The following is a 13,528-nucleotide window of genomic DNA, read 5'->3' on the forward strand; positions in this document are numbered from 1 at the left end:
GATCGCAACGCAATTTTCAACTTAAGACTTAATCAACAGGAGAAGTACAATGGAGATTACCTTTCTTCAGATTGTGCTGGTGTTCATCGTCGCGTGTATTGCGGGTATGGAGTCGGTACTTGATGAATTTCAGTTCCACCGTCCTCTGGTGGCCTGTACGCTGATTGGCGCCGTTCTCGGGGATATGAAAACCGGTATTATTATCGGTGGTACCCTGGAAATGATCGCCCTGGGCTGGATGAACATCGGTGCGGCCGTTGCGCCGGATGCCGCCCTTGCTTCCATCATCTCTACCGTTCTGGTTATCGCCGGCCATCAAAGCATCGGTGCCGGTATCGCGCTGGCAATCCCGCTGGCCGCGGCAGGCCAGGTTCTGACCATTATCGTTCGTACCATCACCGTTGCCTTCCAGCACGCGGCGGATAAGGCCGCGGAGAATGGAAACCTGACGGCCATATCCTGGCTGCACGTTTCATCGCTGTTCCTGCAGGCTATGCGTATCGCAATCCCTGCCGTTATCGTGGCGATTTCCGTCGGCACCAGCGAAGTACAGGGTATGCTGAACGCCATTCCAGAAGTGGTTACCGGCGGTCTGAACATCGCGGGCGGCATGATCGTGGTTGTCGGTTACGCGATGGTCATCAACATGATGCGCGCAGGCTACCTGATGCCGTTCTTCTACCTGGGCTTTGTTACCGCCGCGTTCACCGATTTCAACCTGGTTGCTCTGGGTGTAATTGGTACCGTGATGGCGGTGCTCTACATCCAGCTGAGCCCGAAATACAACCGCGTAGCGGGTGCGCCTGTGCAGGCTGCTGGTAATAACGATCTCGACAACGAACTGGACTAACAGGTGAGCGAAATGGTTGATATGACTAAAAATACCACCGAGAAAAAACTGACTCAGAGTGATATTCGTGGCGTGTTCATTCGTTCTAACCTGTTCCAGGGTTCATGGAACTTCGAACGTATGCAGGCGCTGGGCTTCTGCTTCTCCATGGTGCCGGCTATTCGTCGCCTGTATCCGGAGAACAACGATGCGCGTAAACAGGCGATTAAGCGTCACCTTGAGTTCTTTAACACCCATCCCTACGTTGCGGCGCCGGTTCTCGGCGTAACGCTGGCGATGGAAGAGCAGCGTGCTAACGGCGCAGAGATCGACGATGGTGCTATCAACGGTATCAAAGTTGGTCTGATGGGCCCGCTGGCCGGCGTGGGCGACCCTATCTTCTGGGGTACCGTTCGTCCGGTGTTCGCCGCGCTGGGCGCAGGTATCGCCATGAGCGGCAGCCTGCTCGGGCCTCTGCTGTTCTTTATCCTGTTTAACGCGGTGCGTCTGCTGACCCGTTATTACGGCGTCGCGTACGGTTACCGTAAAGGTATCGATATCGTTAAAGATATGGGCGGCGGCTTCCTGCAGAAACTGACCGAGGGGGCGTCAATTCTCGGCCTGTTTGTCATGGGGGCATTGGTTAACAAGTGGACGCACGTGAACATCCCGCTGGTGGTTTCCACCATCACCGGTCAGGATGGCCAGACGCGCGTGACCACCGTGCAGACTATCCTTGACCAGCTGATGCCGGGCCTGGTGCCGCTGCTGCTGACCTTCGCCTGTATGTGGCTGCTGCGCAAGAAAGTTAACGCCCTGTGGATCATCGTTGGCTTCTTCGTCATCGGTATCGCGGGCTACGCTGTCGGCCTGCTGGGCCAGTAATCTACACGCTGTGCGCCGGGGGCTTGCCCCCGGCTTTTTTATTTGGAGGATGGATGACAATCACGGACCTGGTGTTAATCCTGTTTATTCTCGTTCTGCTCGCGTTTGCGATTTACGATCAGTTCATCATGCCGCGCCGCAATGGCCCCGTTTTGCTGGCTATCCCCCTGCTCCGCCGCAATCGCGTCGATGGCATTATCTTCGTCGGCCTCATTGCTATCCTGATTTATAACAATATTGCCAGCCAGGGCGAACTTATCACCACCTGGCTATTATCTGCCCTGGCCTTGATGGGGTTATATCTTTTCTGGATCCGTTCACCCAAAATCATCTTCAAAAAAGAAGGCTTTTTTTTCGCCAATATCTGGATCGAATATAAGCGTATTAAAGAGATGAATTTATCGGAAGATGGCGTGCTGGTTATGCAATTAGAGCAGCGTCGCCTGCTAATTCGCGTACAAAATATCGACGACCTGGAAAAAATATACAAACTTCTCATTTCAACTCAATGAGTTACAAATATAGCCTGCGCTATATTTTGTCATTCCCCGGCGAATGGAATATAGCCGCGGCTATATTCCATTCGTTTAATTCGCCGATATTTATTAACGAATTATTCACTTCTAAATTTAAATGAAAATCGTTATCATTTGGTTAGCAAAATAACCTGACTCTGTTATTGTTTTATATTCTAAAATTATGTTAAGGTTGCGCCCGTCGTTGGGGAGTAGCCAATTTTCTGCCTGCCAGAAAATGTACGTGTCAACATACTCGTTGCAAAACGTGGCACGTACGGGTTGAAGAAGAACGTCTTCAATCAGGCGAGACCATAGACGCATCGCTGCTGTACGCGGCGCCTCATCTTCAGGATGGGCTGCGTATTTTTACTGGGGGCGGCGATGTGTCATATGGATTATCCCCGGTCAGGACGCTCTCATGAATGTATCCGCTACAATTCTTCTTGCCTTCGGCATGTCCATGGACGCCTTCGCGGCCTCTATTGGCAAAGGCGCCACTCTCCATAAACCTAAATTTTCTGAAGCCCTGCGCACGGGTCTTATCTTTGGCGCTATCGAAACGCTCACGCCGCTGGTCGGTTGGGGAATGGGGATGCTTGCCAGCCAGTTTGTTCTTGAGTGGAACCACTGGATTGCCTTTGTGCTGCTGGTGTTTCTCGGCGGTCGAATGGTTATCGAAGGGTTTCGCGGCGGCAACGACGACGACTGCGAAACTCCGCGACGCCACGGTTTCTGGCTGCTGGTGACCACCGCATTCGCTACCAGCCTTGACGCCATGGCCGTCGGCGTTGGCCTGGCGTTTCTGCAGGTCAACATTATCGCCACCGCGCTGGCTATCGGCTGCGCCACGCTGATAATGTCGACGCTCGGTATGATGGTGGGACGTTTTATCGGCCCGCTGCTCGGCAAACGGGCGGAAATCCTCGGCGGTATCGTGCTGATTGGCATCGGCGCCCAGATCCTCTGGAGCCATTTCGCCGGCTGATCCTCAGGCGTCGCGCTGCCAGCAGTGAATGGCAAAATCGGTCTGGCAGTCAAATCCCACCTGTTGACGCAGCGCTTCCCGAACCGGCGGCTTAGCCCGCCACGCAAACGGCGTCATTTGCAGTAAAGCTTCCGCCTCGCTGCCGTTAAGCTGCATCGGATAGGCCAGCTGCTGCTGGTGACGTAGCGTAAACCCTGCCATCTCTTCCGCGTTCTGCTCGTGCAAACGCACTTCGTCGTATATCAACCCTTTCAGCTCCATCAGGTGACGAGGCCCCGGCGTCGCGGTGATAACCCAGCCGCCGGGGCGGACAACGCGCGCCAGCTCAACGGCATTGCAGGGGGCGTAAATACGTACTATCGCATCCAGGCTTGCATCCTCAAACGGTAAACGCTGGCTGGAGGCGACGCAAAAGTTGACCTGCGGGTACCGTTTTGCCGCCGCGCGGATAGCGGATTTCGACACGTCCAGACCCCAGCTGCGGCTGGCGATGGCGGCAAAAGCGTGCGTGTAGTAGCCTTCCCCGCAGCCGATGTCCAGTAAATCGGTCGGAGCGAAAGTGTGCAGATAAGCGCAGATCGCGTCGCGAAGCGGCTGATAATGACCCGCATCGAGAAACGCCCGCCGGGCCTGCATCATTTCAGCGCTGTCGCCCGGATCGCGGGAGCGCTTAAACTGCACCGGCAGTAAATTGACGTACCCTTCCTTCGCCAGATCGAACTGATGCCGCTGCGGGCAGATAAAGCTATTATCGCGGCGCTCAAGCGGCGCGTGGCAAAGTGGGCAACTGTAAGACATGGCAACTCCGGTGTGCTGAAAGGGCGAAAGTGTAGCGCTATTCGCCCCTCCAGGCCACCGTTACAGCGCAGGCGGCAGCATGCCGTCATGATGCATGACGATCAGGTTTTCAGAACCCTGCGGCATCCCATCTGGCATCACGTTTTCCAGGCGCAGGACATCGCCCATGATCTGGCTGAATACCGGCGCCGACACTGCCCCACCGTAATACGAACCGTTGCTGGGGTCGTTCATCACCACTACCAGCGCAAATTTTGGGTTACTGGCGGGCGCCACCCCTGCGGTGTAGGCCACGTATTTGTCGATATATTTCCCGTCAGGGCCAATTTTCTTGGCGGTACCGGTTTTTACCGCCACCCGATAGTCGCGCACCGCCGCTTTGGTGCCCCCGCCGCCCGGCAAGGCAACGCTCTCCATCATATGTTCGACTTCATGCACAATCTGCTCCGGCATCACTCGGGTGCCCATGACCGGCGGATCGATACGCGTGATCGATAGCGGACGCTCAATACCGTAGCTGCCAATAGTTGCGTAAACGTGCGCCAGCTGGAGCGGCGTAACCATCAGGCCGTAGCCGAAGGCGAATGTCGCCCGGTCCAGCTGTCCCCAGTAGCGACGCTGCGGCATCAGCCCGGCGCTTTCACCGGTTAATCCCAGACCGGTAGAGTCGCCGAAACCGAACGCTTTATAGGTATCGATAAGATGTTGAATCGGCATGGCCAGCGACAAATGTGAAACGCCGGTATCGCTGGATTTTTGCAGAATGCCGGTGAGGGACAGCTCAGGGTAGTAACCGACGTCGCGAATACGATGACCGTCGAGGGTAAACGGATGGGTATCCACCACGCTATCCGGCTGAACAATGCCCTGCTGGAGCGCGGTCATCAGCACCAGCGGCTTAACCGTCGACCCCGGCTCGAAAGTATCGCTAATCGCGCGATTGCGGAAATCATCCAGCTTCGCGTCATCGCGATTGTTAGGGTTGAAATCGGGGTAGCTGGCCATCGACAGGATTTCCCCGGTATCAATTTTAATTAATACCGCCGCCCCTGATTCCGCTTTGTTCCAGCGCACGGCGTTATCCAGCGCGTCCTCGGTCACCGTTTGCAGACGCTCATCGATACTGAGCTGCAAATTGTGGGCCGGGACCGCCGGGACTTCGGTGATATTTTCGATGACGTTGCCGTGCCGGTCTTTGCGCACCAGGCGACGCCCGGGCTGACCGGTTAGCTGGGCATTAAAGCTTTTCTCTACCCCCTCGATTCCTTGATTATCGATATTGGTAAAGCCCAGCAGATTAGCCGCAACGTGCCCCGCGGGATAAAAACGACGCGACTCATCGCGCAGATTAATCCCCGGCAGGTGCAGCTTGTCGATCCACTCCGCCTGCTCCGGGTTTATCTGGCGCGCCAGATAGAGAAAACGCGCATGAGGATGCGCCTGCACGCGATGGGCAAGCTCGCTAAGGTTGAGGTGTAAAGCTTGCGCCATCGCCTGCCAGCGCGGGCCATATCCGACGCCGCCTTTTGCGAGAGTTGTTTGCGGATCGATCCAGATGGCGCTCACCGGCACGCTAACCGCCAGCGGGCGGCCCTCGCGATCGCTAATCATGCCGCGCTGCACGTCGATAGGCTCTTCGCGCAAGGAGCGCATATCTTCTTGTTTAACCAAATTGTCGGGAGAGACAATTTGCAGCCAGCCTACCCGGGCCAGCAGCAGACCCATACAGCAAAGAATGGCCACGCATAACAACCCAAACCGCAGAGGGGTAAAGTTGGCGGCTGACTTAAGTTTGTTCTTTTGCACCTTAGCTCCATCATTATTTTGCAACCACCTGATTTAACAGATATATACAAAACAGGTTGCTAAACAGTGCTAATAAGGATGTTGTTTTGCAACAAAGCGCAACAGAGGGAGGAAAAATGACATGATTTGCAATAAAGACTAAAAAGCCCCGCGGCTGCGAGGCTTTCTTACAAGATTCAGTGGTCTAAATCAGATAGCAGTTACGTTAACTGCAGCTGGACCTTTCTGGCCGTCCTGAATTTCGAACTCAACGTTCTGGCCTTCAGCCAGAGTTTTGAAGCCGTTACCCTGGATAGCGGAGAAGTGTACGAACACATCTTTGCTGCCATCAGCCGGAGTAATGAAGCCAAAACCTTTAGACTCGTTGAACCACTTAACTTGACCTTTAATCTTTGCCATTTGCAAAATTCCTTAGACTGTTTTCTTCGCCCGTGGGGCACTTACATAGATAAAACTGACACATGACTGCATGAGGCACTAATATAAGGTTCGGCAGAGAAGCGGTATTCAACGACAACGTGTTTACTCAGGACTTCTTTACTGAAAATGCCACACATAAACAGAACTGTACCTCGTTTAACCCGAAACGTGTTATCACATACTACGTAAATAATGGCAAGCCATTTTTAGACGGCTCTCGATCGCTCGCACAAATTATAAGGGAATCATTTGATCACCTGCACATTTATGCGACTTTGCTTCCTCTGGCTTATCCTTCTCCCTCCGCGCTGGCGCCGCTGAGACGGCCCCCTGCCTGGGAGTTTATCCGCCATTGCTCAATGACTTCAGCTTGCCGGGCCCCGCGTAGAGCCAAGCTGCCAATTTTAGGGGGAGTCAGAAAGCATTGCATAAAGATGCATTTAAAAGCTCATATCGATAGTTGAAAAATTGCTTTACAGGCCCATGGCATAATATCGAAGCGCGTTAATTGAAGTACTTAAAATATTGTCTATACTTCATCGCAATAATGAACGCCTGATGACAGTCAGGTCTTTCCTGTTCTTTTATTTGATGAATTAAACAAACTAATTAAAGAGAGCATAAACGCGCCGCCTCCGCTTGCCGGTGGGCAGGTTTACGTTCGGAAGAGAATTTATCGATAAGGATACGTTATACACCGGGGGAGATACAGGCGCACACCGTCACGATGTACACCTGACAATCAGATTAGCGCTCTGCGACCAGACGAATGAAGTCGTCGTCGCCTTTCCCCTTCTCGGCGATGGAAGGTTCTGCGGCACTCTCCTTCTCTGGCTCATTGGCCTCGCAGAGACGGCGCAGCAGCGCGTTTTGCCGCTTTTGCTGATCCAGCAGCGCCTGCAGCAGCGCTATCTGCTCATTAGCGCGCGAGCTGGCGCGATTAACAAAAAACCATAACAACAGGCCGACAAGCAACAGCACAACTGAAAGCGCCACGGATGCCAGGCTTACAATCCCAGGATTTAGTAACTCACTCATTTCACCACCTCAAAGAGAAGGCGTTTATTCTACCACCCGCGCGGCAGAAGAAAATCAGTCATATTAAAAATGTCTTACCAGGGAATAAATTTATTGATAGTGCAGATGCCGCTGAAGAACTGTACATCCTGATCGCACATTACGTTAAGCATCTGAGTCCATAGCAGTAAACAACCTGCGATGATGACTATCAGCAAAACCCAGCGTAATTTTTTCACTCCACACTCCGCATCAGTACCAGATGTCGCCAGGATAACATGACCTTCTTAAACCGCGGCTAACTGTAATACGAAAGGCAAGTTTAGGAATCATAGACTTGTTTCAAACGATGTTCATGCCAGAATGGACGCAAGGATAATACAAATAATGAGGCAACAATGCGATTGATCATTCGTACCATTGTGGTGCTGGCTATCTTGTGGATTGGCGTATTATTAAGCGGCTACGGCGTATTAATGGGCAGCAGTGAGAATGCCGGGGGGCTGGGATTGCAGTGTAAATATCTCACGGCTCGCGGCATCAGTACCGCACAATATGTTCATTCCAGCAGCGGTATTATCGGCATTACCGATTGCCCTATCCTGCGAAAAAGCGCCACGGTTGTTGATAACGGCTAGTCACGATCGGGCTACAGACGCTGTAGCCCGATTTACGCACAAGGTCAGAACGGATAATCGTTGTAGCCCATCTGTTCTGAAATTTTACGCGCCGCCGTGTGCAGCATCGCCACGTACTCGTTCAGGCGCTCTTCCGAGAAACGCAGCGTCGGGAAAGAGATACTCAGGCCCGCGATAACCACGCCGAAGCGGTCGAAAACCGGAACCCCGATGCAGCGCAGTCCCTCTTCCTGCTCTTCGTTATCTTCGCCATACCCCTGCTCGCGGACCTTATCGAGAACCGCCAGCAGCTCTTCGGTGCTGGTGATAGTTCGGTCGGTGCTGCGTTTGTACTCCACCCCTTCCAGAATCTGCTCAACCTCGGCACGATCGCGCCAGGCCAGCAGCACTTTACCGATCGCGGTGCTGTACAGCGGGTTACGACGCCCGATGCGCGAATACATGCGCAAATTGTACATTGAGTCGATTTTGTGGATGTAAACAATGCTGTCTTCATCCAGGGCGCCCAGGTGGACGGTCTCTTTCGTCAGGCGTGAAAGCTCGCGCATCTGAATATCAGCGCTGCGCACCAAATCAACGTTCTGCAAAGCCCGCGCGCCAAGTTCGAAGAGTTTCAGGGTCAGAGAATATTTCTCGGACTCACCTTCCTGAGCTACGTATCCCAGCGATTTCATGGTCTGCAAAAAGCGATAAACGGTGCTTTTTGACATCATGACGCGCTGGGACAGTTCGGTAATGCCAATTTCACGCTCTTCGCCAAGCGCCTGCAGAATGCCAAAAACCTTCAATACCGAAGAGACAGAATCTGGCTGTTTATCCAAATCTGCAACTGCCATTTATCACCTCATCGCAACTGTTTTATAAAAATTAGAACCGGTTTTTATTATAAATTCGCATCCCGTTACCCGCAATCGTTCTTCTGCCGATTCGTTACAAATCTGCGACATGCCGCTGAATAATCAATGCTAAAATTATTAACCAGTTAATAGTTCCCGATAAGATACAGACTTCACATGGATAAAAACATCTCCGATGGGCTGCCTTTACCGCAGCGTTACGGCGCCATTCTGACCATTGTATTAGGCCTGGCGATGGCGGTGCTGGACGGCGCTATCGCCAACGTCGCCCTGCCGACCATCGCCAGCGATTTAAACGCATCCCCGGCCTCTTCAATCTGGATAGTTAATGCCTACCAAATTGCTATCGTTATCGCGCTGCTGCCGCTCTCTTTCCTCGGCGATATGGTCGGCTACCGGCGTATTTATAAAATCGGCCTGGTACTTTTTACCTTCACCTCACTGGCCTGCGCGCTCTCCAGAAGCCTGGAAATGCTGACCCTGGCGCGCGTGGCGCAGGGGCTCGGCGGCGCGGCGCTGATGAGCGTTAACACCGCGCTGATTCGCCTGATTTATCCTCAGCGCTTTCTCGGCCGCGGGATGGGGATCAACTCTTTCGTGGTGGCCGTCTCCTCCGCGGCGGGACCGACCATCGCCGCCGCGATTCTCTCAATGGCTTCATGGCAATGGCTGTTTCTGATTAACGTTCCGCTGGGGATTATTTCACTGCTTCTCGCGATGCGCTATCTGCCTGCTAACACCGGCCGCAGCAAGGTCACCCGCTTCGACCTGCCGAGCGCCATCATGAATGCCCTCACTTTTGGCTTACTGATTACCGCCCTCGGCGGGTTCGCTCAAGGCCAGTCAGGCGCGCTGGTTGCGGCGGAGGTTATGGCCATGCTGGTCGTCGGGTTCTTTTTTGTCCGCCGCCAGCTCAAAATGCCGGTCCCCCTGCTGCCGGTTGACCTGCTGCGCATTCCGCTATTCTCTCTGTCAATTTGTACGTCGATATGCTCTTTTTGCGCCCAGATGCTGGCGATGGTTTCGCTGCCGTTCTTCCTGCAGTCAATGATGGGGCGTAGCGAGGTGGAAACCGGTCTGCTCCTGACGCCGTGGCCGCTGGCCACTATGGTCATGGCGCCGCTGGCGGGATATTTGATTGAGAAAGTTCACGCCGGGCTGCTGGGCGCGATGGGTCTAATCATCATGGCCTGCGGCCTGTTCGGCCTGGCTTTACTGCCCTCCGCGCCGTCGGACCTGGATATTATCTGGCGAATGGCGCTCTGCGGCGCGGGCTTTGGTCTGTTCCAGTCCCCCAACAATCACACCATCGTCTCGTCAGCGCCGGCTCATCGCAGCGGCGGCGCAAGCGGCATGCTGGGGACCGCGCGCCTGCTTGGACAGAGCACTGGCGCCGCGCTGGTGGCGCTGCTGTTTAACCTGCTGGGCGATAGCGGAACCCACACCGCCCTTCTGCTGGCCGGAACGTTTGCCGTCGTCGCGGCCGCCGTCAGCGGGCTACGCGTCACGCAGCCGCGCGTCAGGCTGTAACGCAAAACCGGCATAAAAAAATCCGCAGCCCGAAGGTTGCGGATTTTTGTTTTCAGGGCCAGGCGCGACGGTTATTTCAGGTATTCGCCGCTGCGCAGGGCTTCAATACGTTTATCCAGCGGCGGGTGAGTCATAAACAGCTCGCTCATGGATTTCGCTTTGCCGTTAATGCAGAACGCCATCATGCTGCTGGCCTCCTGCGGCTCATAGCTGGTTTTCAGCCGCTGCAGCGCGGCGATCATTTTCTCACGCCCTACCAGCTTCGCTGAACCGGCGTCCGCATGGAACTCGCGGTAGCGGGAGAACCACATAGTGATGATGCTGGCCAGAATACCAAATACCAGCTCCAGCACCGTGGCGACCGCAAAGTAGATCAGCGGGTTGCCGTTGCTGCTTTCACCTTCATCGCGGTTGCCGCCGAGGAAGCCCGCCGCAATCTGCGCGATAACGCGCGAGATAAAGATAACGAAGGTGTTCACTACCCCCTGGATCAGCGTCATGGTGACCATATCACCGTTGGCGATGTGGCTAATCTCATGGGCGATAACCGCTTCCGCTTCATCACGGCTCATGTTCTGCAGCAGCCCGGTACTGACCGCCACCAGCGACGCATCGCGGCGCGCGCCGGTCGCGAAGGCGTTAATATCCGGCGCATGGTAGATAGCGACCTGCGGCATAGCGATGCCCGCCTGGCGCGCCTGCTGCGCGACGGTATTCATCAGCCAGCGCTCGGTTTCGTTACGCGGCTGCTCAATGACTTCCCCACCCACCGATTTCAGCGCCATCCATTTCGACATCAGCAGCGAAACGATTGAGCCGCCGAAACCAAACAACAGGGCCATGATCAGCAGCCCGGTCATGCTGCTTGACTGAATTCCCGTCAGGCTCAGCACCAGCCCGAACACCACCATCACTGCCAGGTTGGTCAGCAGGAAAAGCGCGATTCGCATCATAATTTTCTTTTAACCTCGATTTAACAAAACGCACTATGCGATTACCCACATGGTATGGGTAGAACGCCAATTTTCAACCATCAGGCCCCGCTAAGTCACGAGAAAGACACAACTTTACATTTTGTAGCATATTGCTGACGCTGGGCAAAAGCGTTGACATTTTGTTGAAATCAGGCAATGAACGTTGGGAAAGGCGAGAAAGAAAACGGGCACAACTTAGTGTGCCCGTTGGGGGATTATTTACTGGCCGGCGGCTCGACCGCTGGCCGATCCTTTTCCTCATGGGCCAGGTCGAGCGCAATATGAACCGTTTCATCAAGATACGGGTCAGGCTCCTGGTAATCCTTCGGCAGATCTTCCAGTTTTTTCAGTAGCGGCTTGCCTTCGCGTTTCAGGCGATCGTTAACGCGGGCCAGACGAATCGCATCATCTTCTTCATTCTCCTTTTCACGCTGCGCGTAATTCAGGGAGACGATGTTGCGTTTGTCTTTCATCGCGTTATAGCGAGCAATGTCCTTCATGATGTACTGGAACTCAGGATCCTTGGCGATACGCGCATCGTGGCGCTTCAGCAGCTCGGGTCCGAACGGCGTCAGGTCACCATACTTCACGAAGGTTGCTGCATTGACGCTATCCCACGGCAGCGCATTATCTTCATACTGCTCGCCGGTTTCACGCTCTTCGGTTCCGGTCGGCATCATGATGTCCGGCGTCACACCCTTGCGCTGAGTACTCCCGCCGTTAATACGGTAGAATTTCTGGATGGTGTACTGTACGGACCCCAGCGCCGGCCAGTCAGGGCGCAGCATCTGATCGTAAATGCGGTTCAGCGAACGATACTGCTGGACGGTCCCCTTGCCAAAGGTCGGCTCACCGACGATCAGTGCGCGGCCATAATCCTGCATCGCGGCGGCGAAAATTTCAGAAGCCGAGGCGCTGAAACGGTCGACCAGCACCACCAGCGGGCCTTTGTAGTACACCACGCCGTCGGTATCGCTGTCTTCACGCACCTTACCGTTATTATCGCGAACCTGGACAACCGGGCCGGATGGAATAAACAGGCCAGAAAGCGAAACCGCTTCGGTCAGCGCCCCGCCGCCGTTGCTGCGCAGATCGATAACGATGCTGCTAACGTTCTGTTTCTCCAGTTTCTGCAGCTGAACCTTGACGTCGTCCGTCAGGCCAACATAGAAACCCGGAATATCCAGCACGCCAACCTTCTCTTTGCCGACGGTTTTGACTGACATCTTAACCGCGCGGTCTTCAAGACGAATGCGTTCGCGCGTAAGGGTCACAATCCGCGTTTTCGCGCCTTTACCCGCCGGGAGAATTTCCAGACGAACCTTGCTGCCCTTGGGACCTTTGATCAGCGCCACGACATCATCAAGACGCCAGCCGATGACATCAACCATGCCTTTACCCGGCTGGCCAACGCCAACGATACGGTCGCCCACGCTGATGGATTTACTCTTCGCCGCAGGACCACCGGCCACCAGTGAGTTGATCACCGTGTAGTCGTCATCCATCTGCAGTACCGCGCCGATACCTTCGAGAGACAGGCTCATTTCGGTGTTGAACTGTTCGGTATTGCGCGGAGAGAGATAGTTCGTATGCGGGTCGATTTCACGCGCAAAGGCGGTCATCGCCAGCGAGAAAACGTCTTCACTATTGGTTTGCGCCAGACGGCGAATGGCAAACTTGTAGCGACGGGTTAGGGTCTCGCGAATCTCTTTATCATCTTTGCCAGCCAGCTTGAGGCTGAGCTGATCAAACTTCACCTTGGCATCCCATAGCGCATTCAGCTCGGCCTCATCTTTCGGCCAGGGAGACTTGCTGCGGTCAAGGTTGAAGTTGTCATTGCCGGTAAAGTCCATCGGACGTTCCAGCACTTTCAATGCATATTGATAACGCTCAAATCGACGCTTCTGCGCCAGGTTATACAGGTCGTAAAAAACGTCCAGCTTCCCGCTGCGCAGCTCATCGCCGATTTGATTCTTTTTCGCGGCAAACTGGGCCACGTCGCTGGCTAACAGCACGTTATGGCTGTAGTCGAGCAGGTTCAGGTAGCGATCGAAAATTTTTGCCGAAAAGGCATTATCAAGATCGAACTGCCGGTAGTGAGAGCGGGTAAAGCGCGATGTGACGCGCTCGCTCACCGTCGCGTGCTGCGGCTCTTCTTTCAGCACGGGGATTTGATCGATCCGGGTGATATCGTCCACGGCGAACGACTGGCCTGCGATTACCAGCAGGCCCGCCAACGCGGTGAGCTTAAAGAATTTGTTCATGCCTGGC

At 54.4% G+C, this 13,528-nt stretch carries 15 protein-coding genes and 1 riboswitch; of the genes, 6 read left to right on the plus strand and 9 right to left on the minus strand.

Annotated features, from left to right (window positions below):
* Nucleotides 1-49 precede the first annotated feature (49 nt).
* The 4 genes from manY to mntP all read left to right on the plus strand — a co-directional run bounded on the left by manY (nt 50) and on the right by mntP (nt 3,217).
* Nucleotides 50-850 (plus strand): PTS mannose transporter subunit IIC, encoded by an 801-nt coding sequence (gene manY / locus ABLU67_RS15115; RefSeq protein WP_004103305.1) that lies wholly within the window; start codon nt 50-52, stop codon nt 848-850.
* A gap of 12 nt (nt 851-862) precedes the next feature.
* Nucleotides 863-1,714 carry a PTS mannose transporter subunit IID gene (locus tag ABLU67_RS15120; RefSeq protein WP_004103307.1) on the plus strand — a complete coding sequence of 284 codons (852 nt, stop codon included), beginning with the start codon at nt 863-865 and terminating at the stop codon, nt 1,712-1,714.
* A gap of 53 nt (nt 1,715-1,767) precedes the next feature.
* Nucleotides 1,768-2,226 (plus strand): DUF986 family protein, encoded by a 459-nt coding sequence (locus tag ABLU67_RS15125; RefSeq protein WP_004852044.1) that lies wholly within the window; start codon nt 1,768-1,770, stop codon nt 2,224-2,226.
* Nucleotides 2,227-2,424: 198 nt separating this feature from the next.
* Nucleotides 2,425-2,579: riboswitch (yybP-ykoY riboswitch) on the plus strand.
* A 71-nt stretch (nt 2,580-2,650) separates the two neighbouring features.
* Nucleotides 2,651-3,217, plus strand: coding sequence for a manganese efflux pump MntP (gene mntP / locus ABLU67_RS15130; RefSeq protein WP_014229818.1), 567 nt, complete (start codon nt 2,651-2,653; stop codon nt 3,215-3,217).
* A 3-nt stretch (nt 3,218-3,220) separates the two neighbouring features.
* Here mntP and rlmA read toward each other — a convergent pair whose 3' ends face one another.
* From rlmA to mgrB, 6 genes are all read right to left on the minus strand, one after another.
* Nucleotides 3,221-4,015, minus strand: coding sequence for a 23S rRNA (guanine(745)-N(1))-methyltransferase (rlmA, locus tag ABLU67_RS15135; protein ID WP_014838813.1), 795 nt, complete (start codon nt 4,013-4,015; stop codon nt 3,221-3,223).
* Nucleotides 4,016-4,075: 60 nt separating this feature from the next.
* Nucleotides 4,076-5,821, minus strand: coding sequence for a peptidoglycan glycosyltransferase FtsI (ftsI, locus tag ABLU67_RS15140; protein WP_047723571.1), 1,746 nt, complete (start codon nt 5,819-5,821; stop codon nt 4,076-4,078).
* A gap of 189 nt (nt 5,822-6,010) precedes the next feature.
* Nucleotides 6,011-6,220 (minus strand): transcription antiterminator/RNA stability regulator CspE, encoded by a 210-nt coding sequence (cspE, locus tag ABLU67_RS15145; RefSeq protein ID WP_001062678.1) that lies wholly within the window; start codon nt 6,218-6,220, stop codon nt 6,011-6,013.
* Between the two features lie 41 nt (nt 6,221-6,261).
* Entirely contained in the window at nt 6,262-6,378 is a 117-nt protein-coding gene (locus tag ABLU67_RS15150) for a DUF2627 domain-containing protein (RefSeq protein WP_004134862.1), read from the minus strand.
* 610 nt (nt 6,379-6,988) lie between these two features.
* A complete protein-coding gene (locus ABLU67_RS15155) occupies nt 6,989-7,279 on the minus strand; it encodes a YebO family protein (protein WP_004103312.1) in 291 nt (96 codons plus the stop codon).
* Nucleotides 7,280-7,353: 74 nt separating this feature from the next.
* A complete protein-coding gene (gene mgrB, locus ABLU67_RS15160) occupies nt 7,354-7,497 on the minus strand; it encodes a PhoP/PhoQ regulator MgrB (RefSeq protein ID WP_002911375.1) in 144 nt (47 codons plus the stop codon).
* 159 nt (nt 7,498-7,656) lie between these two features.
* On the opposite strand from mgrB, the gene ABLU67_RS15165 reads away from it, so the two are divergent.
* On the plus strand, nt 7,657-7,896 hold the full coding sequence (locus tag ABLU67_RS15165; protein WP_004122000.1) for a YobH family protein: 240 nt from the start codon (nt 7,657-7,659) through the stop codon (nt 7,894-7,896).
* A gap of 44 nt (nt 7,897-7,940) precedes the next feature.
* Here the strand turns inward: ABLU67_RS15165 and kdgR are convergent, their stop codons facing one another.
* Nucleotides 7,941-8,732 carry a DNA-binding transcriptional regulator KdgR gene (gene kdgR / locus ABLU67_RS15170; RefSeq protein ID WP_004103314.1) on the minus strand — a complete coding sequence of 264 codons (792 nt, stop codon included), beginning with the start codon at nt 8,730-8,732 and terminating at the stop codon, nt 7,941-7,943.
* Between the two features lie 177 nt (nt 8,733-8,909).
* Here kdgR and ABLU67_RS15175 point away from each other — a divergent pair, with 177 nt between their 5' ends.
* Complete coding sequence (locus ABLU67_RS15175; RefSeq protein ID WP_014229822.1) at nt 8,910-10,283, plus strand: MFS transporter; 1,374 nt, start codon at nt 8,910-8,912, stop codon at nt 10,281-10,283.
* A 71-nt stretch (nt 10,284-10,354) separates the two neighbouring features.
* Here the strand turns inward: ABLU67_RS15175 and htpX are convergent, their stop codons facing one another.
* Together htpX and prc are read right to left on the minus strand one after the other, a co-directional pair.
* Nucleotides 10,355-11,236: a protease HtpX gene (gene htpX, locus ABLU67_RS15180; RefSeq protein ID WP_014229823.1), complete on the minus strand. Its 882-nt coding sequence runs from the start codon at nt 11,234-11,236 to the stop codon at nt 10,355-10,357.
* 236 nt (nt 11,237-11,472) lie between these two features.
* Nucleotides 11,473-13,521, minus strand: a complete 2,049-nt coding sequence (gene prc, locus ABLU67_RS15185) for a carboxy terminal-processing peptidase (RefSeq protein WP_014229824.1) — start codon at nt 13,519-13,521, stop codon at nt 11,473-11,475.
* Between the last annotated feature and the right edge of the window lie 7 nt (nt 13,522-13,528).

This window comes from Klebsiella sp. GN_Kp190 (assembly GCF_040061795.1).
GTDB classification, from domain to species: Bacteria; Pseudomonadota; Gammaproteobacteria; order Enterobacterales; family Enterobacteriaceae; genus Klebsiella; species Klebsiella michiganensis.